Consider the following 22,406-nt stretch of genomic DNA (forward strand, 5'->3'; position numbering starts at 1 on the left):
CACATTTATATCGGACAGACAAGTTGTGATATGGTATAATTAAAATGTTTATGGCATTTCACAGGAGGTATTTTACATGTACGATTATCTTATTGTTGGTAATGGTCTGTTTAGCTCAGTATTCGCTCATGAAATGGCGAAGGCTGGTAAGTCCTGTTTAGTTCTGGAACGGCGTGGTCATGTAGGCGGAAATGTGTATTGTTAAGAAAAGGAAGGTATCCATATTCATAAATATGGTGCCCATATTTTCCACCCCTTGAATAAAGAAGTCTGGGATTATGTGAACCAGTTCGTCGAATTCAATGATTATGTCAATTCGCCGGTCACAAATTATAAAGGCGAGTTGTATAATCTGCTGTAAACATATATCTTGCAGTCTATACAGATATGAATTAAAGACCTATCTTTGAAAAATTTGATTTTAAATTAATCTATTTGGATTTTATAATTTTCGTTTTGGAATGAAGCACATTTAAAAAATTGTTAGCAGAGTGGAAGGAATAAAATGAATAAGTGTATAATGAAGATTGATGTATTACTTTGTTTATTTTTATCATTGGCTTTTATTGCATCCCCATATTATATAAAAAATGGCAGTTGTCAATTTGATAGTGTATATTTTGGGTCAGTACTCTTCCTGTTTTTGTTTTTATTGGGATGTAGTGCAATTATTAGAAGAGCGATATTCTTATATTACAGTATGTCCTTAAAAAACAAATTGGATAATAATCGTTCTAAACTTGTACATATATGCAATTATCTTTTTTACTCTAAATGGGCATTATTAAAAATAACATTGGTGATCTTTATTTGTTGGTTACCCATATTAATAGTACTCTATCCAGGTACTTTAATAAATGATACATGGGGACAATTGCAACAATTTATAGAGTTTACAAATGATGGTACATTGCATAGAAACGTGTTGAGTGATCATCATCCTTTTTTTGATACTTTTCTTATAGGAAGCTTTATTATTCCTTTGACAAAAATAACTGGAACATGGCATATTGCTATTTTTAGCTATGTAATTATACAAGCGATTATAACTAGTTTTGTTTTTGCTTATTCAATACTATATGTATATCATAAGTTGAAAATCGGAAATGAATTTTCTATTAGTATATTAATAGTGTATTGTATCTTTCCTATATATGCAGCGAGCGTACAAACTGTATCAAAAGATGCGTTGTTTTCATGGGGGTATGTTCTATTTTTTTTATGTTTTATGGAAATTATTAGGACTAAAGGACTTATTTTAAGAGAGAAGCGATTTTTTATTAAATTTATTCTAATAGTACTTTTTTGTATCTTAACTAAAAAAGTAGGAATATATGTTATTGCTATATCAATGCTTGCTTTATTAGTAGCTAAAATTATTAATAAAAAGAGAATAGTTATATGTTTATTAATTACCTTATGTGCAATTGGAGTTATTTTACCAGGGATACGCCATGCACTAGGCATATCCTCTGGTGGACTTCAAGAAATGTTTTCAATACCTTTTCAACAAACCGCTAGGTATGTAAAATATTACCCAAATGATATAACACCTAAAGAAAGGGCAGCTATTGATAAAGTATTAGATTTTAATAATTTACCGTACCGATATGAACCAATTTCTGCCGACCCTGTAAAAGGCTATAGTCAAAAAGGAACTAAAAAAGATTACTTTATATATTTAGAAACCTGGATATCTCAAGGAATCAGACATCCTAATGTATATATAAATGCATATAACGCAATGGTATCAGGATGGTTTTCTTTTTATGAATATAAACCATTGATGGATATGGCCTGGCATAATCAGTTAAATCCTGACATGATTCCGGCATGGGTTCCTGAAAGAAATAATTTTTCTGAGATGACGGCAACTATCTATCAGAATTTATTTGATAACTTGTTCAATATACCGTTTTTTACAATCTTTTTGTGTTATGGTTTTTATGCTTCAATAGTTCCCGCGTTTATGCTAGGCACTGTTATTCGAAAACATAAAAAGAAAGATATCCAATATTGGCTTCCAGCAATTCCTATGATTGTATCTATCGTTTTGGGATGTTGGTTAGCGCCTGTTTCTATTCACTTCGAAGGAAGACGGTATTTATATCCGCTCGTATACACGTTTCCCTTAATTATTTCGTGGTGTTTATTTGTCTATAAAAATGAATCTGAAAAATTAGAAAGGGAATACTATGAATAAAGTAGCTGTATTAATACCATGCTATAATGAATCACAAACCATTGCAAAAGTAGTAACAGATTATAAAGCTGTATTGCCAGATGCTGACATTTACGTTTATGATAATAATTCTACGGATGATACTGCTGAGATAGCCATAGAAGCAGGAGCAATTGTTCGACATGAGTATCGTCAAGGGAAGGGAAATGTCATTCGAACCATGTTCCGTGATATTGATGCCGATTGTTACCTTATGATAGATGGAGACGACACATATCCGGCAGAGAATGCAAGCGAAATGTGCCAATTAATTCTTGATGGTAAGGCCGATATGGTAATTGGTGACCGTCTGTCCTCTACTTACTTTGAAGAAAATAAACGGCCTTTTCATAACTTTGGAAATGACCTGGTCCGTAAATCTATCAACTTCCTTTGGCATCCTAAAGAAGAGATAAAAGACGTTATGACAGGATACCGTGCATTTAGCCCAATGTTTGTTAAAACATTTCCTATTCTGTCTCAAGGATTTGAAATTGAGACGGAAATGACAATCCATGCATTAGATAAAAATTTAATGATCCGTAGCTTACCCGTACAATATAGAGACAGACCAGAAGGAAGTGAAAGCAAACTTAATACATATACTGATGGGCTAAAAGTACTACTCACAATCTTTAACTTGTACAGAGACTATAAACCTATGAGTTTTTTCGGCATATTAGCTGTTTTATTGTGCCTCTTTTCGTTGATCTTATTTATTCCTATCTTTATCGAATATTTATATTCAGGATTGGTTCCCCGATTCCCTACACTTATTGTCAGTGCTTTTTTTATGACAATTTCCTTATTATCAGTTGTATGCGGCTTAATATTAGATACGAATGCAACTAATAGTCGTAAAAACTTTGAAATACAAATGAACATTATCAGGATGATGTTAAGGCATGAGCAAAGATAGATTATGGGAAATCACTCGGTTCTGTATCGTGGGGGGAGCTTCTTTTTTAGTAGATTATGGTTTATTATATATATGTACTGAATTTCTTGAAATATATTACCTATATTCATCTGCAGTATCTTTTACAGTATCTGTTATATTTAATTACTGGCTTTGTGTTAACTATGTATTTGAAGGTGCCAAAAATCAAACAAAAAAACAAGCAATATTATTTATCGGGTCCAGTATCGCTGGGTTGGGTCTAAATCAACTTTGTATGTGGTTGTTTGTGGAATTAGTAGGCATGTACTATATGCTAGCAAAGATTTTTGCTACAGTAATTGTGACGATTTGGAATTATGTTATGAAGAGGCGTGCTGTACGAGGTTAGATTTCCTTTGAAAAGAGGTATATATTGTAATTATAGTTCAAGCAAAGAGACATAATGAAATATAAAAAGGTCCGAGGATAAGTTCTTTAAATTGGTTATAGTTTTAAGGGGGCTATTAGTGTGATGTACGATTATCTTATTATTGGTAGTGGATTGTTTGGTTCAGTATTCGCTCATAAAATGACGAAGGCTGGCAAGTCTTGTTTGGTTCTGGAACGTCGTGACCATGTGGGCGGAAATGTGTATTGTGAAGAAAAGGAAGGTATCCATATTCATAAATATGGTGCCCATATTTTCCACACATCGATTAAAGAAGTCTGGGATTATGTGAACCAGTTCGTGGAATTCAATAATTATGTCAATTCGCCTGTAGCGAATTATAAGGGAGAATTGTACAATCTTCCCTTTAATATGAATACCTTTGCCAAAATGTGGGGTGTCGTAACGCCGGCAGAAGCTGCCGCAAAGATTGCCCAGCAGCGACAGGAAGCAGGGATTACGGAACCGAAGAATCTGGAAGAACAAGCTATTTCCCTTATTGGTACGGATATCTACACGAAACTGATCAAAGGCTACACGGAAAAACAGTGGGGCCGTAGCTGTACAGAACTTCCTGCTTTCATCATCAAGCGTCTGCCTGTACGCTATACGTTTGACAATAATTATTTCAATGACCGTTATCAGGGCATTCCTATCGGCGGTTATAATGTATTGATTGACGCGCTTCTCAAAGGTATCGAAGTGCGTACTGGCGTCGATTATAATCAGGTCCGTCAGGAATATGAAGGTTTGGCAAAAACAGTAGTATATACGGGACCTATTGATGAATACTTTGATTATAAATTGGGGCGACTGGAATATCGGGGACTCCGCTTTGAAACAGAACGGCTGGAAGAAGTGAATCACCAAGGCGTAGCCGTCATGAATTACACCGATCGGAAAACGCCGTACACGCGCAGCATCGAACACAAGCATTTTGAATTTGGCGCACAGCCTGTCACGTATGTAACCAAGGAATATCCGGCTGACTGGCAGCCCGGAAAAGAAGCATACTATCCGGTAAATAATGAACGGAACCAGAAATTATACTGTCAATATGCCGCTCTGGCAGCAGAAGAAAAAAATGTCATCTTTGGCGGTCGTCTGGCTGAATATAAGTATTACGATATGGATGATGTCATTGCCAGTGCATTGGATATGGTAAAGAAAGTAATGGCAGAATAGAGTAGGAGATATAATGATGAAACCGATACGCAAGGCCGTCATCCCGGCAGCTGGATTTGGTACCCGTTTTCTACCGGCCACCAAATCTATTCCCAAAGAAATGATTCCTATCGTAGATAAACCCGTCATTCAATACATTGTAGAAGAAGCGTTGCAAAGCGGCATCGAAGAAATTTTGATTATTACCGGCCATGGAAAACGGGCTATTGAAGACCATTTCGACACCAACGTAGAATTAGAGTATGACCTGTATCAAAAAGGAAAAGCCCAGATGTTGAAGCTGGTACAAGACATTTCGGCAATCAACGTTCATTATATCCATCAGAAACATATCCGCGGTTTGGGAGATGCCATTCTTTGTGCTAAATCATTCATTGACAATGATCCCTTTGCCGTCCTTCTCGGCGATGATATGATGTATAATAATCAGAATCCTGCACTTCAGCAACTATTGCAGGCCTACGAAAAGACAGGAACAACGATTATGGGCTGTCAGCCAATGACGGAAGAACAAATGATGCCCGTAGATGCCCTGAAAGGAAGCCAATGTGCCGATAGTGGACTCATACGCGTTCACAATATACAAGAGCTGCACAAAGCACCCAAAGGTAGCCAAAACTATAATTGCCTGGGAAGATACGTTTTCACCCCGGATATCTTTGAAATCCTGAACCGGGTAGAACCCAGGGACGATGGAGAAATCCACTTGCACGATGCCCTGCGCCTCATGCTGGACCGACAAACAATATACGCCTGCCCAATACAAGGCAAACGATACGACACAGCCAACAAACTGGACTACCTAAAAGCAACGGTAGAATATGCCCTAAGACGACAAGACCTGGGCCCATCTTTCCGTGAATACCTAAAAGAGCTATAGGCACATAACATTCCAACCATATATCAAGTATAAACCAAAACCCCTGTCACCAGATTCCCATGATTCTGACTGGCAGGGGCCAGTTTTCAGATAGCATAGTTGAACATTCAACCATATTGCATCTATCGCAGCAGACTGATGGGAAACAAACGAAAACTTTTTGACAGTAACCGGGTCTTGAATCATGATTGACGTTCTATCACGCCAATGATAGAATGAATTAAGAGGTGATTGCGATGCCAATGCAGGATATTCCTGATATTACTCATTTAAACCGCCTTAACGATGTATTCTTTAAGGCCTTGTTAGGCTCTGAAGAGCGGAAAACACTGACGTTGAATTTCATCAATGCCATCTTGAACCGGGAAGGCAGCAATGCTTTTACGTCCATTACATTTTCAGATAAGGAAATCGTTCCTCCACGGATTGATGGAAAATTATCATTTCTTGATGTTCTGGTGAAAATGGATGACGGGACGCGGGTGCATGTAGAAGTACAGGTGCTCATGGATGAATACATGGTCAATCGGTCCTTGTACTACTGGGGACGTATATACAGTCGTGAGCTGGAAAAGGGGGATTTATATGGAGACCTTCGTCCGGTCATCACCATCAATCTGTTAGATTTCAACCGATTTCCACAGTATGATACGTATGTAAACACGTATCATATCACAAATGATGATACCCATGATATATTGACGAACCATTTGGAAATGCATTTCATCGAACTCAAGAAAATCCATATCAGCGACATTAAAAAGCTGAAACGGTCTGAACGATGGATTGCATATTTCTCACCTAATTTTACGGACCAGGAAAGGAGGGCGCTTGCAATGAGTGATACGGCTATCCGGGAAGCGATGGATTATGAAAAACAATTTGCCACCAATAATGAGCTGAAATCGGCCTATTGGGAGCATGAACGTACCATGCGCGATATTGCTTCGGCCCTTTACAGCCGGGAAAAGGCAGGTCAGGAACGCGGTGAAAGAATTGGCCAGGAACGTGGCGAAAGAATTGGCCAGGAACGCGGCGAAAGAATTGGCCAGGAACGCGGTGAGAAAACAGGGAGGCAGGCACTCAGTGCGTTGCTTCAAAAACTGTTGCAGGAAGGCAGGACAGAAGATATCAACCGCGTTTTGCAGGACAATGAATATCAGGAAAAATTACTACAAGAATATCATTTGAAATAATGCTTCTGAAAAAGGCCTCAGGAATAATCCCTGGGGCCTTGATATTACATAATCAACGTATCGACAGGAACTGATACGAGTATCAAATATAGAAGCCCCATATGCTTCTACATCACACTTTCTACAGTATAGTTGAATATTCAACTATACTGTGCCTATTGCATCAGGCTGATGTAAAATAACCGGAAACTTCTTGACACTAACCTTCCTGGATATTCCAATGGTTTTTGAGTTCTTTATGATGGTTCGCAATGTCTGTAATGACAAACTGATTTTTGCTATAATATATAATAAAGTATTAAACAGAGAGATTTCCAGATTGTATAAATGGGAGGGATGTCCATGAGTACGCGTGATGAAAAGAAAACGATTCTGCAGCATTGGCAGCAATTGGTACAGGTTGATAAGGAGGAGTTGGGAGATTTCCCACGGTTTGCTGTTCATCCTCTGGTCGTAACGGAGGAAGAGAAACGGAATCTGTTCCGCATGTGCATGCAGTCGGCGGCGGACCGGGACCGGATTTCTAAAATCAGTGCCCGGTATGAAGCATATAAAAAGGCTGTTAATCGGCGCTTTGCCATGGCACGGTATTATCAGGAGCAATGGGATCAACTTGATGGCAGCAAGGCTCTGGAAGGCACTATCCACTGTATGTATGATACAAACGGTGATGTGCCTTCCGGGTTGCCTTCTTATGCCTGCGTATTGACGCGAAAGGACCTCGTACAGTCTCTGGTACAGTTTGCGCTGGGGCAGGAAGGGGTACCAGGATACCCTGCCAGGGATGACAGAGAAGGCGATGTGCCAGGTTTTCTGCGAGCGTGGGTTACGACCGTATACGGAGCAGGGACACAGGAAGTAAATCTGCATTTCATTGATGCATCACTTAAAGACGATTAACCGGGGGAATATCATGAATATTACGGTGTATTTGGGAGCAAGGACGGGACACAGTGCAGTCTATCGTTCATATGCCTATGAACTGGGAGCATGGATTGCCTGTCACGGTCATACGCTCATTTATGGGGGAAGCCGGACCGGACTCATGGGAAAGCTGGCCGATGGAGCTCTGGAGCACGGCGGGCGCGTCATTGGCGTGGAACCGCAGTTTTTTATGGACGACGAATTGCAGCATGAAGGATTGACCCAGCTCATTGTGACAAACGATATGGCATCGCGCAAAGAAAAGATGATGGAACTGGGCGATGTGTTCCTGGCATTCCCTGGAGGAATAGGGACTCTGGAAGAAATCAGTGAAGTCATGAGTCAGATTAAATTGGGATTATTGCAGGGCCGTTTTGCATTCCTCGATTTCAATGGCTATTACCAGCCGATGAAATCACTCATACGGCATATGGCAGAGGAAGGGTTTGTTGATAATCATTGGGCCGGACAAGTCGCCTTTCTTTCGTCGTTTGAACAATTAGAAGCTTTCTTAGCCGGATAATTTCTATTCCAAAATGAAGCTGTATGTGGTACAATAACCCAGTTATTAGTAATATTTTAGTATCTATCAGGAGGATGTATGACAACGAAATATCCCTGCGATTGCGATTTTTCCTGCCCTCAGTCAGAAGAGCAGAAGACCCGCGTCATTGTGGAAGAATATGAAAAATTATCACCGAATCTGATTTTTGAAATTATCCGTCATGACGGCGAATTGGAACTGGAACGCAAGGCCTGGCCCCTCGTCTTATCGGCACTGGCTGCGGGATTGATGATTTCTTTTTCTTTCTATTTCCGCTCCATTATCAATGTCTATATTGGGAGTGCTTCCTGGGCAGAAGCCATCACCGGTGTCGGATATACGACGGGTTTCCTCATCGTTATTTTAGGCCGGCTCCAGCTTTTTACGGAGAACACGATTACTACGGTCATCCCCGTTTTCCGTGATCCTTGCTGGAAGAATCTCCGCCTGCTCCTGCGGCTCTGGGGGATTGTTTTCCTTTCCAATATTGTCGGCACCGCGATCGCGGCTCTTTTCATGTCCAGCCCGATTTTCACGACACCGGAAATTACCCAGTGCCTGTATAACGTGTCCCACCATATCATGGCCCCCGGTCCGGTAGATAACATCATGCGGGGGATTCCGGCAGGCATGCTGATTGCAGCTATCGTCTGGATGATGCCCATGTCGCGGAGCTTTGCCTTTTTTATCATTTTTATGTTTACTTATTTCATTTCTATCGGAAACTTCGCCCATGTCGTCGTCGGGTCGTGCGAAGCGGCCTATGATGTACTCATGGGTGGTTCCACGATGTTTGATTATTTCTTCCGTTTTCTCCTGCCAACGGGCCTGGGAAATATCATCGGCGGTACGGGCGTCTTTACGCTCCTCGTTGCGACACAGGTCAAAAGTGACGGAAAAAGGTAAAAAAAGAAAGGGTGATTGATATGAATGAAATCATAAAAGCCATGTTAGAACGGCGCAGCATCCGTACGTATGAAGATAAACCGGTACCTGAAGAGCTGATCCATGAAATCGTCGAAGCCGGCCTCTATGCGGCCAGCAGTATGGGGCGGCAGAATACGAAAATTATTGTGATTACGAACGATGAACTCCGTCACGATTTGTCAGAACTCAACAATCAGATTGGCGGCTGGCCTGCTGGCAATGACCCATTTTATGGCGCTCCTGTCGTCATTCTCGTATTAGGCAAAACGGGAGAAGGAAAAGAAAAATACGATGGCAGCCTGGTCATGGGAAACATGATGCTTGCCGCTTATTCCCTAGGTCTTGGCAGCTGTTGGATTCACCGGGCCAAAGAGGAAATGGATACGCCTCTGGGAAAGAAGATATTGGACCAGGTTGGCCTGTCTTCTGATGAATGGGAAGGCATTGGACATTGCATCATAGGCTATCCGGCAGGAGCGCTCCCCAAAGCCGCACCGAGAAAAGCAGACAGAGTTTATTATCTGAAGTAGTATTTTCATATCGATACGCAATCAATACGCGGATAAGGAGGTCATCATGAATAGAGCACTGCCATCAGCCGGAGAGATCTGGATCCATTTCAAAGAAAAACAGTACCGTATCATCACGTTGGCAGAGGATGCTAAGACCGGCGAATCCTATGTAGTGTATCAGGCGCTTTATGGCTCGTATGGCCATTATCTGCGGCCTCTGGCCATGTTTATGAGTGAGGTGGATCACCAGAAATATCCCGACTGCCAACAGACATGGCGCTTTGAAAAACTTCCGAACATGTGTTCCTGGAAGCCGGAATTTGCTCGCCAAACAAATGTTCAACACACTAGAAAAAAGGGGGCCAGCGATTCATGTTTGAAAGAGAAATAATAGAGCTCGTTCGCAGTACCCACGATATGCTGACGGAAGAAAAAGACTTAGAAATTACGGCCAAAGGGAGGGCTAATTTCGTCACCCAGATGGATGTTGCCGTACAGGAATATATGCGCACTCAACTGCAGGAAATAGACAGGGACGTCACACTTTTGTCAGAAGAGCAGGACAATAGTCAGGTTATGGATCCCGATGGCCGATACTGGATTCTTGATCCCATTGACGGCACCCAGAATTTTATCCGCCATTTCGATATGAGTGCCGTATCGCTGGCCTATTATGCACAAGGCACTTTACAGGCGGCTGTCGTGTATAACCCGTTTACAGATGAACTGTTTCATGCAACCCGTGGTGGCGGCGCCTTTTTAAATGGCAAACCCATCTATGTGACTGGAAATGGAGCATTATCTCACTGTCTAGTTGCCATTGGAACGTCTCCGTATGACCGGCAATATACAGAAAAGAATTTCCCTTTATTCCAGGCCATGTATTCCCAATGTCTGGATATCCGCCGCACGGGCAGCGCCTGCCTCGATCTGGCCTATGTAGCAGCCGGGCGAACGGACATCTATTTCGAACGCAACCTGAAGCCGTGGGATATGGCCGCCGGTATTTTGCTTGTCGAAGAAGCGGGCGGCAGAGTCACGACATATGATGGACAGGTTCCTGACGTATTACACAATGAACATATCATTGCTACCAATGGTCTGGTCCATGATGAAACGGCCCGTATTATACATCAATATTGGTAAAAAAAATCTCCCTGGCTAGCGACGACGAGTACGCCCGGCCAGGGAGATTTGTCATATATCATATAAGAAATTCAAAGTTGGATTAGAGGACTAGTGTCGGAGCCGCATAAACCCGGGTCAGCAGTTCCTGATTCAATGCATAGAGTCCCTTCGGGTCATTGCCAAAGAGTTTAAATTTCTTAAGCAGATCGCCGACATTCTTTTCTTCTTCGCCTTGTTCTTTGACGAACCAGTTGAAGCATTCCATGGTACGGTAATCCTTTTCATCAGAGGCAGCTCCATAAATCTTATTAATGCAGCCGGTGATAAACTGTTCATGTTCCAGCGCAGCCTTAAGAGGAGCTTTCAAATCCTTGTATTCCTGATCCGGTTTGTCTATCGTGCCAAAAACGACGCGGACATCATTATTTTGCAGATACGTACGCATGAGCATAGCATGATCCCGTTCTTCCTGGGCCTGGATTTCGAACCAATGAGCAAAGCCATCGAGTCCTTCATCAATATAATAATTTGCAAAATCCAGATAGAGGTAAGCAGAATAAAATTCTAAGGTAACCTGGTCATTAATCAATTTAGCTACTTTTTTTGCTAACATAGTAAATACACCCTCCTTCGTGGGCATCACAATAACTTGCTGTATACAGGTATTATATCACGTACGTAGTACAAATGGTAAGCGTATTATGTTTGATTTTAAGAACAAGAATAAAAAACAGAATGGCCAGCTGCATTTTTGCAATTGGCCATTCTTTGTATGATATCGATTAGCATACCATTGTTAAAATACCGCATAATAAATTTACAGCGGTATTTATCAGCCTTCCCACAAACCTTCCCACTATGAGATACTAATTTAAGAGATTCGACAAACGTTGAAGAGCATTACCAATGTACAGTAATACCTGATAGTTGGCATAAATAAGCGGTTTACGAGACCTTAAAGATACTCCCGGAAATCACTCATTTCATTACTTCCGATAAATTAACGTTATCGGAAGTAATGAAATATACAATCATATACTCTTATAAACAATTACCATTAACATGCAGTATTATGCTATTTAATAAGGAATTACCATATTATATAAATACAAACAAATATAAACAATTATACATAAAAACATGGGCTATAGCGGAAAAAATAGCGGAAAAGAAAAATCCCGTCACACTGGAATTTATCAGCGTGTCGGGATTTTTGTCAACGCATGCGCTCGATGCTCGTTTTTTATTATTCTGTGATATTTGTCAGGTAATTAAGCAATTTACTATTATTGCCAATATCATCTAGAAGTATTTCAATGGCTTCGTTTTCTCCATATATATCAGTAGCTACATGATACGCCGTTTTGTAATAAGTAGTAGACGCGTCGAGTGCAGAAGCGGCCCGTTGCAAATAACGGTCAAACTGTAAAGAATGGGTATCACTTATTTCTGCCTTGTAAATATACATAGCCCCTTTGTCCCTGAAATAACGTGCATTGTCTAATAATCCTTGTACCTTTTTATTCATATTATCATCCTCCTACTAAATAGCCGCGACAGGTAGTAAAATCTGATGATTCTATAAAACATTTCCTGCCTCTACTAGTAATAGGACAAAAAACAACAATTTAAGTATAAAAATATCCCCCGGCCACGCACTCGTAGCCAGGGGTTTATTATTACCACTGTTTAATTGTATACATAATACTGCCGGCGTCTATCTGCCTGCCGTCTCTCGTATAAACCATTCCTTCCCATCGTCCTGCCTGATACCCTGCACCACCGTATGTTTTACCATCGACCTGAAGAACACCAACTTTTATTTTATGGTTGTTCCGCAGATTAATCTTGTAAACATCGACTGTCTGCTTATTTGGGTCTGGTGTAATGACGGTGCGGTCTGTTTTTTCAACGGCCTGTTTCGGCAGACGGGTATCTCTCTGTTCGATATTCTTTGCCGTTTCCATGGCTGCGGCTTCTATGGTCGGCGCTTCAACGGTATATGTAACGACCGGCCGCACATCGCCATCGTGAATTCGCTCGATTTCCCTCGTGATTTCCCGAGACGCGCCCGAATCGACGTCCAAGGCCTTCTTCATTTTCTCGGAATTGGTTGAATCCTCATATTTCACAGTCAGCGGCTCTGTGACGCGTTTTTCTTCTTTGCGCATATAAACTGTCACAGCGATAGCGAAAAGCGCGACAACCAGGCACACAGAAAGCCAAAATTTCCAGTTATCATGGAAAAATTGGAGGACGACCTCTTTTCGGCTCATCGTACCGCCACCTTAATACCATACGTCCAGGTCGACGTTGATGCCGGCGATGTTACCTGCATCGGAGTACTGCCAGACCGGGATGTTGAGTTCCGGGTTCTCGACTTTAAGGTAGTTGACCGACGCCGTGTTCGCGACCCACAGCGGTACGTACCCCGGGATGCTGCCGAGCTCGAAGTTGTCGTTGAACATCGAGTAATATGAGTAGATACCGACATAGACGCCCGCAGCATTCATGGTGTTGACCCAGCTCATGACGGTTGCAGTCAACTGCGCAGGGCTCAGAGCGAGCTGGCACGGTGCTTCGACGTCGAGCCAGATTCCGGCTTCGAGCGATACGCCGTCAAGGTACTCATGCATCGTGTCTAAGAGCCAGTTCGCTTCCTGAGCGGCTTCGGTTTCCGTCGTCGCCAGCGAATAGAAATAGATACCGAGTTTCATCCCGGCTGCTTTCGCGCCATTGATGTTGTCCACGAAGTAGTCGTCCAGCTCCTGCTGGCCGTCACTACGCGTTCGTCCGATACGAACGATGCAGAATTCTTTTCCGGCATCCGCCGCGGCCTGAAAATCAAAACCCGCTTGACAATAGCTTACATCGATACCTTCCATCATTTCGCATTACCTCCCTTGTCTACGATACGGGATACGACCGGCGGAAGTCCCGCCGGCGTATTGAATTTAGAGTCTGTGTGATATTTCGTCCAGCAGGCACCGGCCAGGGCGACGACCCCGGCTAGTCCCGTTACAACGACGCTGATGCCGCTCCAGCAACTGGAGAGCTCGAAGTGCATGCCGCACAGCGCGTTGGCCCAATACCCGACCAGCCAGCTCACCATGACAGCGACCAAGAAAAGCATCATGATGCAGCTGAGGATGATGATGAGCGGCAACCAGTTCTGTTGGCCCCAACGGCCAAGCCGGATGATTTTTTCTTTCATGGCTCCCCCCATCAGTGCAGCGCATCGGCAACCGGCGCCTCGGTATACTCTTTCGCGATGCGCTCGATGTAACCGTTGGCGCCTTTTAGCGCCGTATAACTTGCAATCATATCAGTCATGGCGTTGTACTCTTCGTGCGACACTTCGTGGCCATCGATGACGTGATAACGGTGTGCCGCTATGATGCGGTCGCGGAGAAGACATTTGAGCCCTTCTTCCAGTGCCTGCTGACGAGTCCTATCCTTACGGAAAGCCTTGATGATCCAGCCGAGCATCGTGATGCTGGCGGCCGGAATGACGTAGCTGATGACAGCTACAATGATTTGGTCCAGCAATTCTTTTCGCCGTCCTTTCATAGTACACTCAGATAAAAACGGAGTGTGATTATAATGAGATTACCTAATGGATTTGGTACTATTTATAAATTACAGGGTCACAGGAGGCGCCCGTTTGTCGTTAAAAAGACAATAGCCGGCAAGCAGCGGCCACTTGGCTATTTTGAGACTCATGATGCGGCCCTCACTTTCCTTTAGGCATCTCCCCGACAGCTAGGCGGTACGTTGCCAAACATAAGCTGCTATACATGGGGCGACGTTATTGTGATACTGATTACCACCTGCGTACGCCGTTCGGTATGTCCCACCATTATTGTTTTGCCTTGCCGCTGTAACCCAGCCGTCTTGTGATTTGGACCCCCAGCCTTCAAAAAGCCCTGGGGCGTCTTCATTGGTCTCGTGATTATGGCTAGGCATTTCTCCGACAGCTACGCAGTGCGCTTCCATAGATAGGCTGCCATGACGGGAGATACGTTGTTGTGATACTCACTGTTACCAGATATAGATGTTCCGGCGGTTACCAAGCCACTAGATATGTCTACAACAGTATTATCTGCCACGTTAGCAATCGAAGCAGTCCACTTATGGTCGGTAGTAGATTGGCCGCCAGAAGTATGTGTAATTATCTCATGCTGGTGACTAGCCAGTTCCCAGACAGAGAGTTGGTGCTTGAATTCGCCAGACTTCTGTCCAGCTGTAAATGTGAGCGTACTTCCGTCCTCTGCCGTGGCCGTGCCTTGTGCTACTAGCCCGTAGCCTGCTGGCAGGGCTTCCCATGTACCGAATCCGAGGATAGCTGACGGATTGCGGCTGTCGGTCATACTGACGAATACAGAGCCGACGGGGTATAAATCTTTTTTGCATTGCAACACAGCGTCATCGACGGTCTTCGTGATGAGCGTCTTTAACGCTGCTACGTCGATGGTTTGCCCCTTATCGTCTTGAGAGGCTTTCGTTGCGTGGCCGACGTTATTAACTGTTGCTGTCGTCTTTGAGGCGTCTTTGTGGATAAAGGTGATAGTGTCGTTTGATACGGTAGTAGATATAACAGCCCCATTAATTTCGTTCTTTGTGTAGTAGTTCGACAGGTCCACTGTCCCCGCCTGATCATCCCAGCCGGAGCCATTCCAGACAACGTTATCCCCGGCGCGGACAGCTGTCCCGTTCGCATCGGTACCGCCTGCCGCTTTGATGTTATACATATCACCGACACTCTGCCCGGAGGTAGGCAGGGCGGAAAATGATGCGACGGACCCACGATATTTGACCGCACTCGTCAAAGACTGTAGGCCGTTGTTGACCTGAGTCTGGATGTTTTGACAGGACACCAGAGCTGTTTTCGCATTTGTTTCGCTTGTCGCCGCGGCGGTTTGACTTGTTTTAGCTGCTGATGCACTGGACGCGGACGCCGACGCTGACGATGCGGCTGCGGTCTGGCTACTCTTTGCGTTGGTTTCCGATGTTTTTGCTGCACTGGCAGAGCTGGCTGCAGCGGACTGGCTGTTACCTGCATTTGTTTCAGAGGTTTTCGCGTTCGTTTCCGACGTTTTTGCCGCTGTCTGACTGGCTTTAGCTGCGTCACGTGCGGCAATAGCTTCGTTAGCTATTGTTCTTGCGTTATCCATCGTTATATATGCCGCTGTTTTGGAATCCCAGTAATACCATTTACCGCTGTCTTCTACGATATACACGGCAGCTGTATCGCCAGTTTTCGGTAAATCTGATGCGCTGGCTACGTATACACGTCCGCCGTCGATGGCGTCTTTCAGCGCGTCAAAGTTATTAATCATGTAATCCAGGATACCCTTGTTGTCAGCCGTGGCAAACGCCGATTTTTTTCCATACGTACCCTCGCGGATTATATTATCGTTTTCGTCCCGGATTTCGCCGGGCTGGAATGCCTGTCGTTTCATTACATTCACCTCTTTAATAATTATCTGTATTTATCACAACAATACTGGTACAGCCATATACTTCTTTTGATGTACCGTCTGAACTGACATAATCATCATATACGTATACGCCAAATGATTTATGATTTGGAAAGTACACATATTGGTCTTTTGCATGTTTTGCACCTACTCTCTCCTGCAAACAACCAATCATTACTGCAATATTACAATTATAACTTTTAGTTCCAAGGTCATTCGGGTCTGAATCATTTCGTTGCAAAATATAATCGATTACGCGTAAATACTTTAGATTGCTATTAAAGATGCATTGTCCGCTGGCATTCATTACTTGCAACCCATTTCGCTGATTACTGGATTTATATGAAAAGTAGTATAGTATTAAATCAACATTTAAAATATCCCTAGCACTGCCACCGGCACGATTTTTTACATACACTTGGAGCCATTCACCATTATATAATCTCATTGTTCTAATACCGAAGTTAGGTGATGGGCAGTAGATACCAATGATTTTATCTGTAGGGACATGAAAATATAGGATAATCGTATTTGAAGCGCTATACCATAGATAGCTTCCGTGAGAGATATCACTAAAACGATATCCCTTAGACCAATTCACTTCATTGGTACCTCTAACGGCTACGCTATAATCAAATGAAACGTTTTGATACGAATCATTAATAATAACAGATTTATCGTTTTTTACTTCTATATAATTAGACATAAGTTCCTCCTAAAACGTACCATACCGGATATTAAAACCGAATACATCTAAGTTTTTAGCGCGGTCGCCATAGATGCTTTGTGTGCTATAAGTCCAAGAAATTGTATTTCCATTAATTGAAATGGAAATTGGACAATATCCGAAAAACCTATCTGTCGTAGTGTTTATAGAATACACATCCAGCCATATCCGTTCATTATTAGGATTATCAATCGTATACGACCCTGTAACGGTTCGTGGGCATATAATTCCGCCAATTCGTGTCAGGCTTTCTGTATAATCCAAAGTCTTATTCCCATTTGCATCAAAAATCTGTATCCCGGCTGGCATATCTTTTTCCTTCTTTCTTTTTTTATATACATTGCTACTACTGCGATACCTACTAAAAGAATTAAAATCATCCAATCTTCCACATCTACCACACTCCAATCCTCACACGCACAACATTGTTATTATCGTAAACTTCAACCAGGTTATCTCTAATTTCTGTCCTAGCCCCGCTTGATGCCGTTCGTAGCAGCCCGATAGTTGCCGTGATAGCTGACAAGCTTTCCACATTCATTTTATCGGCCGTGACGGAATTAGTCGCAATTTTCTCTGCCGTAACAGCCCCGGCTTGAATCATCCCTTTCGTAATGACATTATTATCAAACGTAGTATCGCCCGTTACATGTATCCATTTCCCATCTATCGTAATGGTTTCCGGCGACAAGTTTATTTTACTTATCAGATGCTTTTCTGTGTCTTCAACGCGCGCCTCCATAGCATTTTGGAGCTGTACTAGCGCGGAATATTTTTTATAGCCGTTTTCATCGTCCAGGTTCCCGGCAATCGTAATGACCTTGTCCTGTGCATCAACGCCTTTGTCAATAGCCTCTTTCAGTGCTTTATTGACGTTATCAATGGACACGGCTTCAGCGTCTAACAGGCTCTGGTCGACCTTAACCTTTACCGTACAGGTCGTTTCGTCGGAATATTCGCCCGCGCCGAACAAGTCGACGTATGCGATACTGACGTTATACACACCCGCCGCGCATGTATACGTTATCGTGTTATTTACCGTATATACGACGGTATCGTTGATTTTAACGTACATACCCGTACAATCCGTCGGAATACTGTCCGCAACGATACTCATACCGCCGAGTTTATCCGTTACCGTCGGTGCGTCCGGCTTTTTTGGTGCCGGTTTATTGTACTGTAATTCAGCCGCCGCGCTGTATTTCCCGTCGGTCCCGCATGCAAATACATATATCGTCCCCGACCTCGACGGTAACTTCAATTCTGCTGTCAGGTTATTCGTACGCAATAAAAACGCGTCCGATTTGACGCCCGTTGCCGTATCCGTACGGATTTCGTAGTATGCAATATCCGCGTTGGTAACTGCCGACCAGTTCAGCGTTGCCGCTGATTTCGTGAATACTATCGTCAGTTTATCCGGTGTGTTCGGCGTCGTCGTTTTCGCCGCGCATAATACTTCGATATACGGCGCGTTGTCTGGCTTCGTGTATTCGCCGACCTCGTTCGCCGTGCAGACGGCTATCCGATAGGTATCACCCGGCACACATTGCGGAATACTAAACTGATTCGTACCTAATCCGGCGTACGTCCATGGCCCGTACCATCCGAGGTCGTCTGCTGATACTCCCTCTGCTATTACGAGCTGGTCCGCCTGTACATGATTCGGCTTATAGTATACCCGGCCCGTTAAACTATCCGGGTCCCAGGTCAGCTCGATATCATAGCGCGGCGTACCGTCTGCCAGTACCCGATAGCGCGTATATGCCGTCAGATTCGTCGGTTCAACGGCTGGCTGTATATTACCCGTCAGGCTAATCGTTGCCGTCGTATACGCCGATTCTACGCCGTCTAGTACGGCACATATGCGCACTCGATATCCCTGTAACGGGTCCGCATTGGTAATCGTATACTGCATATCGCTCGTACTGCCCGCATTCGTCCAGCTGATACCGTCCGTCGAGTAATACACATGGAAACTATCATAACGGCTGTTACTAGGCATCTGCCAGCTTGCTACGATGTTACAAGTTTTTACACCTGCATAATTCTGCTGAGCCTGCTCAACGAGCTGTAAGTTAATCGGTGCTCGCAATGGGTCCTGCGCCGTGTAATCAATAACGGGATACCGGCTATAATCCACATCATAAATTGCTTCGTCATATTGCACACAGGTAAGCGATACTTTTTCATCTCCGTCTCGTTCCACCTTTGTAATGCGAAACGGCTGTACGATTTTATCAACGACGCCTAAGGCGTAGCAGTCATATTGTGCTGGCGTTGAATCGGCATCGAACGCCTCCGTAATGGTAATCGTTTTCGTTGTTGTGTCGGCAGATACTGTTTTAACATCCCGCGTTACGATCTGATCATTTTTCGACAGCTGTATTTTAATCCCGTACGCCTCATTAGCTGTCAATATAATTTCCTTATCTAAAGTAATTGTGTTTCCATTTACGGCCACGATCCTGCCAGACGCCAGTCCGATACGGGCCACACTATGGCTAATGCCGATGATATCGCCATATTCGCAGACGATGGCATTGATGTCAGCGGAAAACGTAACCGTTTCTAATTGCCGTTCGTTCGTTGCAAGAAGATACATACCTTCTCGATAAGCCTGAGAGCGTCTGGCTACGCCAAACAACGTAAGCTGTGCGGTATTATCCTGTAATTCTACATCTTGCGCGTAGCGGGGCGAACGGATGAAAAATTCAGTATTCTTATAGTCGTTGTCTTTATCATTATATGTGATTTCAACAGAACGCGCCCGATCGTCGAGTGACGAGAAAGACCCGTTAAACGATGACATAATCGTGCGTCCCTCGCCGAAAATCTGACGCATGACACCTGGTTTATCAACGGCGATACCTAATTGTGTTCCATGCTGAATAATGACACCATGTCCAACAGACGCCGCTTTGTTGGCCGCTTCCAGCCGTTTCTGCGACGTATCGAATATCGCGTCAAACTGGAAGCGTGTTTCTTTAGTTCCGTCGTTTGTAGCTATCTGTTCGTCGGCATAAGCGGCCGCATCCTTCCATTCATCCCAATACCGTGTAAATCGTTCTTTCGGCGTTCCGTCTGCAACGAATTCCATAGCTCCCGTATTGATGTTCTTCAACTGCCGGCAATGATGCAGAATGTCATACGCCGCCCAGATAGGATTATTTGCGTTTTTTTGTACGTATTTTTTCGCCGATGGGTCATATACCCAGACATGTGCCCGCGTCTGTTTCCAGGTCACATTCGGGACACTGCCATTCAGCTGACTAGTTGCTTTGACGCGCATCGCAACGAGTACTTTATTTGGCCGGACAAATGCTCCGGTATAGATATAAGATGACAATGTAGACCATTGCATGAGTGCGCACCGACGATTCGTAAGCGGTGTTTCTATAGCTGTCACCATGACGTCATATCGATTCGAAGCAAGGCCGGCAAACGTATATACTTTGCGGATAGACTGGTTCGTTTTTCGTGTCAGCGAATATTCATGAGTTGTCCATGTCTGCGTACCAGTTACGCGGTACGAAATATTAAATTTTGCCGTCTGGTCTCCAAAATTCCCGTTGTCTTTCTGGTAATAGATGCCAGAGGGAAATGTTACAGCGACCTCGATTTTATTGACTTCATTGCTGTCCGTACTTCTAGTAACGGGATTTCCTTCCTTTAATGTCAGGTCGATGCTTTGGTCGGCTACTGTATCCGGGAAGAAAGAAATCGGTGTCTGGTCGTTTGTACCGAGCCGGGTTTCTATCTGGCAGTTGGAAAAATTCTCAATCGGAGTATAGCCGATACGGATATCAGAAATGCTATCTACCGGGCCATAACCGCCGCAATACAGTACATTAAGATACTGTGTGTCTTCATCCGCCGTTTCTACGTGACACATTAGAAGCTGCGGAGCCGGGATGCACTCACCGTATGTTTCACCGATAACGTTTCCTTCTTGCGTCTGAACACCTGGAAGGTCCCAGCCATACGACTGCGAACTGCTCATTTCGGACGACGGGACCTGACTCAGGTGGAACATGCTGTTAATCAGCTTGCCACCCAGAATCATTACCGCTCCGGATACTAAGGCCCGCCCAAACATACTGGTTACGCCAAACGTGATGTGCGGGGCGGCAATCATCAGTCCTATCATCAAAGCCATGCCGAAGAACTTCTTGAACCCATGGCCGCCGATGTGAGGCGTTACAATGAATTCTTCCCCGTCTTGCGGATAGCACGATGCCGGGCCGCTAATCAGGCGGCCATTTTTATACACATCATATACATCTAAGTCCGGGACGTAAAATGACAATGGCCGTCCGGTATAGTTAATTTTTTGTACTGTTTTCTCGATTGTAAATGGATTAGTTACTATGATGAGTGTAAACATATTTCTGCTCCTTTGGGCCGATAGAATCCAACGACCCGGGACCGCCACCGTCTAAGCCTGTCAATGACGACAGACGTGCCATACGCGTGGATAAAATCGCCATTGCCAATATAAATGCCGACATGATTAGCTACCCCTTCGTACAGCTGTAATAGTACAAGGTCGCCTTCTTCTGGATGTCCCACGCTGTCCCAGTCTGCTGATGCAGTTACAATATTAGCGTGGACAGCCTGATGATCACGCGGGTCGATAGGATATTCCGGCAGGTCGATACCACGCATATGATAGATATACCGTGCCAGTCCCCAGCAATCGAATCCTGTTTTCGGATTCCTGCCGCCATCGACAAACGGAATCCCAACCAGCTCCTGATAGTTATACATAGGTTCCTGTCATCCCCTGTTCCCCGCCAAACCTAGATGGAATACGGCATTCCTTGAGTGTATTATTACAGCACGCCGCCGTACCGGAATATCCGCACTGAATAGATTTAAATACAAACGGACAATAGTTCATCATATATTTATCCGGCGGGAACCGGTTATATACGTCCGGCGCGCATCCCAGTTCAAAGGTAATCCAGTTTTCGTCATAACTCGTACCGCGGTTCACGAATTCCAGCGTCAGGAGCGGCTGTGTATGGTCCAACATAGCAGCATGGACGGTATAAATCGTTACGACCGCATCTGTCAGCCCCTCATATTTTTTTACATATGTCATCAGAAGGCCGCCGCAACTCGATACGGATATCTTGCATGTCGGCATAGTCTTGCCGTCGGCTGTAACAGACTCAAATTTAATCGGGAACCGTGTCCATGTGTGACCGTTCCAGGTCACGTCTTCTGTGTTGCGGGCCAGTCGAACGACTTCCGGCAGGCTCTTGTGTTCCACCTGTAACAGCAGTAAAAACGGCTTATCGCTGGATAATTTGTTTTTCTCCATGATAGCCGCTGTTTCCCATGTAAGCACG

Annotated in this window: 24 protein-coding genes and 1 pseudogene; 13 read left to right on the top strand and 12 right to left on the bottom strand. The window is 44.0% G+C overall.

Translation table 11 applies throughout. The annotated features are described in order from the left end of the window. Positions 1-76: 76 nt before the first annotated feature. The 13 genes and pseudogenes from ACGTIC_RS08500 to ACGTIC_RS08560 all read left to right on the top strand — a co-directional run. Positions 77-355 (top strand): annotated as a pseudogene (locus ACGTIC_RS08500) (NAD(P)-binding protein); the annotation flags it as partial. A 165-nt stretch (positions 356-520) separates the two neighbouring features. Next, on the top strand, positions 521-2,203 hold the full coding sequence (locus tag ACGTIC_RS08505; protein WP_162816253.1) for a DUF6020 family protein: 1,683 nt from the start codon (positions 521-523) through the stop codon (positions 2,201-2,203). Continuing rightward, complete coding sequence (locus ACGTIC_RS08510) at positions 2,196-3,140, top strand: glycosyltransferase family 2 protein (protein WP_113855947.1); 945 nt, start codon at positions 2,196-2,198, stop codon at positions 3,138-3,140. The genes ACGTIC_RS08505 and ACGTIC_RS08510 overlap by 8 nt, the downstream gene beginning before the upstream one ends. Then, positions 3,127-3,510, top strand: a complete 384-nt coding sequence (locus tag ACGTIC_RS08515; RefSeq protein ID WP_113855946.1) for a GtrA family protein — start codon at positions 3,127-3,129, stop codon at positions 3,508-3,510. Before ACGTIC_RS08510 ends, ACGTIC_RS08515 begins: the two co-directional genes overlap by 14 nt. Before the next feature lie 123 nt (positions 3,511-3,633). Continuing rightward, positions 3,634-4,734 carry a UDP-galactopyranose mutase gene (gene glf / locus ACGTIC_RS08520; protein WP_113855945.1) on the top strand — a complete coding sequence of 367 codons (1,101 nt, stop codon included), beginning with the start codon at positions 3,634-3,636 and terminating at the stop codon, positions 4,732-4,734. Positions 4,735-4,750: 16 nt separating this feature from the next. Next, positions 4,751-5,614, top strand: a complete 864-nt coding sequence (locus tag ACGTIC_RS08525) for a UTP--glucose-1-phosphate uridylyltransferase (RefSeq protein WP_113855944.1) — start codon at positions 4,751-4,753, stop codon at positions 5,612-5,614. A gap of 236 nt (positions 5,615-5,850) precedes the next feature. Then, positions 5,851-6,810, top strand: coding sequence for an Rpn family recombination-promoting nuclease/putative transposase (locus ACGTIC_RS08530; protein ID WP_113855943.1), 960 nt, complete (start codon positions 5,851-5,853; stop codon positions 6,808-6,810). Between the two features lie 342 nt (positions 6,811-7,152). Continuing rightward, positions 7,153-7,710 carry a hypothetical protein gene (locus ACGTIC_RS08535; RefSeq protein ID WP_113855942.1) on the top strand — a complete coding sequence of 186 codons (558 nt, stop codon included), beginning with the start codon at positions 7,153-7,155 and terminating at the stop codon, positions 7,708-7,710. A 13-nt stretch (positions 7,711-7,723) separates the two neighbouring features. Beyond that, entirely contained in the window at positions 7,724-8,257 is a 534-nt protein-coding gene (locus ACGTIC_RS08540) for a TIGR00730 family Rossman fold protein (RefSeq protein ID WP_075582357.1), read from the top strand. A 78-nt stretch (positions 8,258-8,335) separates the two neighbouring features. Continuing rightward, complete coding sequence (locus tag ACGTIC_RS08545) at positions 8,336-9,184, top strand: formate/nitrite transporter family protein (RefSeq protein WP_072235717.1); 849 nt, start codon at positions 8,336-8,338, stop codon at positions 9,182-9,184. 20 nt (positions 9,185-9,204) lie between these two features. Further along, positions 9,205-9,735, top strand: coding sequence for a nitroreductase (locus ACGTIC_RS08550; RefSeq protein WP_113855941.1), 531 nt, complete (start codon positions 9,205-9,207; stop codon positions 9,733-9,735). A gap of 46 nt (positions 9,736-9,781) precedes the next feature. Further along, on the top strand, positions 9,782-10,108 hold the full coding sequence (locus ACGTIC_RS08555) for a DUF1653 domain-containing protein (RefSeq protein ID WP_113855940.1): 327 nt from the start codon (positions 9,782-9,784) through the stop codon (positions 10,106-10,108). Then, complete coding sequence (locus tag ACGTIC_RS08560) at positions 10,090-10,863, top strand: inositol monophosphatase family protein (protein WP_113855939.1); 774 nt, start codon at positions 10,090-10,092, stop codon at positions 10,861-10,863. The genes ACGTIC_RS08555 and ACGTIC_RS08560 overlap by 19 nt, the downstream gene beginning before the upstream one ends. Before the next feature lie 82 nt (positions 10,864-10,945). On the opposite strand, the gene ACGTIC_RS08565 is transcribed toward ACGTIC_RS08560, so the two are convergent. From ACGTIC_RS08565 to ACGTIC_RS08620, 12 genes are all read right to left on the bottom strand, one after another. Continuing rightward, the gene (locus ACGTIC_RS08565) at positions 10,946-11,458 is read right to left on the bottom strand and encodes a ferritin (protein ID WP_059075847.1); all 513 of its coding nucleotides are present in this window, start codon (positions 11,456-11,458) and stop codon (positions 10,946-10,948) included. A gap of 633 nt (positions 11,459-12,091) precedes the next feature. After that, complete coding sequence (locus tag ACGTIC_RS08570) at positions 12,092-12,373, bottom strand: hypothetical protein (RefSeq protein WP_113855938.1); 282 nt, start codon at positions 12,371-12,373, stop codon at positions 12,092-12,094. 151 nt (positions 12,374-12,524) lie between these two features. Further along, complete coding sequence (locus tag ACGTIC_RS08575) at positions 12,525-13,121, bottom strand: hypothetical protein (protein WP_113855937.1); 597 nt, start codon at positions 13,119-13,121, stop codon at positions 12,525-12,527. A gap of 12 nt (positions 13,122-13,133) precedes the next feature. Beyond that, positions 13,134-13,733 carry a GH25 family lysozyme gene (locus ACGTIC_RS08580; protein WP_113855936.1) on the bottom strand — a complete coding sequence of 200 codons (600 nt, stop codon included), beginning with the start codon at positions 13,731-13,733 and terminating at the stop codon, positions 13,134-13,136. Beyond that, positions 13,730-14,059 (bottom strand): hypothetical protein, encoded by a 330-nt coding sequence (locus tag ACGTIC_RS08585; RefSeq protein WP_113856548.1) that lies wholly within the window; start codon positions 14,057-14,059, stop codon positions 13,730-13,732. The genes ACGTIC_RS08580 and ACGTIC_RS08585 overlap by 4 nt, the downstream gene beginning before the upstream one ends. A gap of 11 nt (positions 14,060-14,070) precedes the next feature. Further along, the gene (locus ACGTIC_RS08590) at positions 14,071-14,415 is read right to left on the bottom strand and encodes a hypothetical protein (RefSeq protein ID WP_113855935.1); all 345 of its coding nucleotides are present in this window, start codon (positions 14,413-14,415) and stop codon (positions 14,071-14,073) included. Between the two features lie 407 nt (positions 14,416-14,822). Next, positions 14,823-16,307 carry a phage baseplate protein gene (locus tag ACGTIC_RS08595; RefSeq protein ID WP_113855934.1) on the bottom strand — a complete coding sequence of 495 codons (1,485 nt, stop codon included), beginning with the start codon at positions 16,305-16,307 and terminating at the stop codon, positions 14,823-14,825. 13 nt (positions 16,308-16,320) lie between these two features. After that, positions 16,321-17,031 (bottom strand): hypothetical protein, encoded by a 711-nt coding sequence (locus ACGTIC_RS08600; protein ID WP_113855933.1) that lies wholly within the window; start codon positions 17,029-17,031, stop codon positions 16,321-16,323. 263 nt (positions 17,032-17,294) lie between these two features. Continuing rightward, on the bottom strand, positions 17,295-17,453 hold the full coding sequence (locus ACGTIC_RS08605; RefSeq protein ID WP_162816252.1) for a hypothetical protein: 159 nt from the start codon (positions 17,451-17,453) through the stop codon (positions 17,295-17,297). After that, positions 17,447-21,436 carry a phage tail protein gene (locus tag ACGTIC_RS08610; RefSeq protein WP_113855932.1) on the bottom strand — a complete coding sequence of 1,330 codons (3,990 nt, stop codon included), beginning with the start codon at positions 21,434-21,436 and terminating at the stop codon, positions 17,447-17,449. Before ACGTIC_RS08610 ends, ACGTIC_RS08605 begins: the two co-directional genes overlap by 7 nt. Further along, on the bottom strand, positions 21,418-21,819 hold the full coding sequence (locus ACGTIC_RS08615; protein WP_113855931.1) for a C40 family peptidase: 402 nt from the start codon (positions 21,817-21,819) through the stop codon (positions 21,418-21,420). The genes ACGTIC_RS08610 and ACGTIC_RS08615 overlap by 19 nt, the downstream gene beginning before the upstream one ends. Further along, complete coding sequence (locus ACGTIC_RS08620) at positions 21,812-22,405, bottom strand: hypothetical protein (RefSeq protein WP_113855930.1); 594 nt, start codon at positions 22,403-22,405, stop codon at positions 21,812-21,814. The genes ACGTIC_RS08615 and ACGTIC_RS08620 overlap by 8 nt, the downstream gene beginning before the upstream one ends. Position 22,406 lies beyond the last annotated feature (1 nt).

Source organism: Megasphaera hexanoica (assembly GCF_043520715.1).
In the GTDB taxonomy this organism is placed as follows: Bacteria; Bacillota; Negativicutes; order Veillonellales; family Megasphaeraceae; genus Megasphaera; species Megasphaera hexanoica.

Bases quoted from the DNA above. Each gene is read 5' to 3' on its own strand.
- ACGTIC_RS08505 (WP_162816253.1), top strand. From the start codon at position 521: ATGAAGATTGATGTATTACTTTGTTTATTTTTATCATTGGCTTTTATT.
- ACGTIC_RS08510 (WP_113855947.1), top strand. From the start codon at position 2,196: ATGAATAAAGTAGCTGTATTAATACCATGCTATAATGAATCACAAACC.
- ACGTIC_RS08515 (WP_113855946.1), top strand. From the start codon at position 3,127: ATGAGCAAAGATAGATTATGGGAAATCACTCGGTTCTGTATCGTGGGG.
- glf (WP_113855945.1), top strand. From the start codon at position 3,634: ATGTACGATTATCTTATTATTGGTAGTGGATTGTTTGGTTCAGTATTC.
- ACGTIC_RS08525 (WP_113855944.1), top strand. From the start codon at position 4,751: ATGAAACCGATACGCAAGGCCGTCATCCCGGCAGCTGGATTTGGTACC.
- ACGTIC_RS08530 (WP_113855943.1), top strand. From the start codon at position 5,851: ATGCCAATGCAGGATATTCCTGATATTACTCATTTAAACCGCCTTAAC.
- ACGTIC_RS08535 (WP_113855942.1), top strand. From the start codon at position 7,153: ATGAGTACGCGTGATGAAAAGAAAACGATTCTGCAGCATTGGCAGCAA.
- ACGTIC_RS08540 (WP_075582357.1), top strand. From the start codon at position 7,724: ATGAATATTACGGTGTATTTGGGAGCAAGGACGGGACACAGTGCAGTC.
- ACGTIC_RS08545 (WP_072235717.1), top strand. From the start codon at position 8,336: ATGACAACGAAATATCCCTGCGATTGCGATTTTTCCTGCCCTCAGTCA.
- ACGTIC_RS08550 (WP_113855941.1), top strand. From the start codon at position 9,205: ATGAATGAAATCATAAAAGCCATGTTAGAACGGCGCAGCATCCGTACG.
- ACGTIC_RS08555 (WP_113855940.1), top strand. From the start codon at position 9,782: ATGAATAGAGCACTGCCATCAGCCGGAGAGATCTGGATCCATTTCAAA.
- ACGTIC_RS08560 (WP_113855939.1), top strand. From the start codon at position 10,090: ATGTTTGAAAGAGAAATAATAGAGCTCGTTCGCAGTACCCACGATATG.
- ACGTIC_RS08565 (WP_059075847.1), bottom strand. From the start codon at position 11,458: ATGTTAGCAAAAAAAGTAGCTAAATTGATTAATGACCAGGTTACCTTA.
- ACGTIC_RS08570 (WP_113855938.1), bottom strand. From the start codon at position 12,373: ATGAATAAAAAGGTACAAGGATTATTAGACAATGCACGTTATTTCAGG.
- ACGTIC_RS08575 (WP_113855937.1), bottom strand. From the start codon at position 13,121: ATGAGCCGAAAAGAGGTCGTCCTCCAATTTTTCCATGATAACTGGAAA.
- ACGTIC_RS08580 (WP_113855936.1), bottom strand. From the start codon at position 13,733: ATGATGGAAGGTATCGATGTAAGCTATTGTCAAGCGGGTTTTGATTTT.
- ACGTIC_RS08585 (WP_113856548.1), bottom strand. From the start codon at position 14,059: ATGAAAGAAAAAATCATCCGGCTTGGCCGTTGGGGCCAACAGAACTGG.
- ACGTIC_RS08590 (WP_113855935.1), bottom strand. From the start codon at position 14,415: ATGAAAGGACGGCGAAAAGAATTGCTGGACCAAATCATTGTAGCTGTC.
- ACGTIC_RS08595 (WP_113855934.1), bottom strand. From the start codon at position 16,307: ATGAAACGACAGGCATTCCAGCCCGGCGAAATCCGGGACGAAAACGAT.
- ACGTIC_RS08600 (WP_113855933.1), bottom strand. From the start codon at position 17,031: ATGTCTAATTATATAGAAGTAAAAAACGATAAATCTGTTATTATTAAT.
- ACGTIC_RS08610 (WP_113855932.1), bottom strand. From the start codon at position 21,436: ATGTTTACACTCATCATAGTAACTAATCCATTTACAATCGAGAAAACA.
- ACGTIC_RS08615 (WP_113855931.1), bottom strand. From the start codon at position 21,819: ATGTATAACTATCAGGAGCTGGTTGGGATTCCGTTTGTCGATGGCGGC.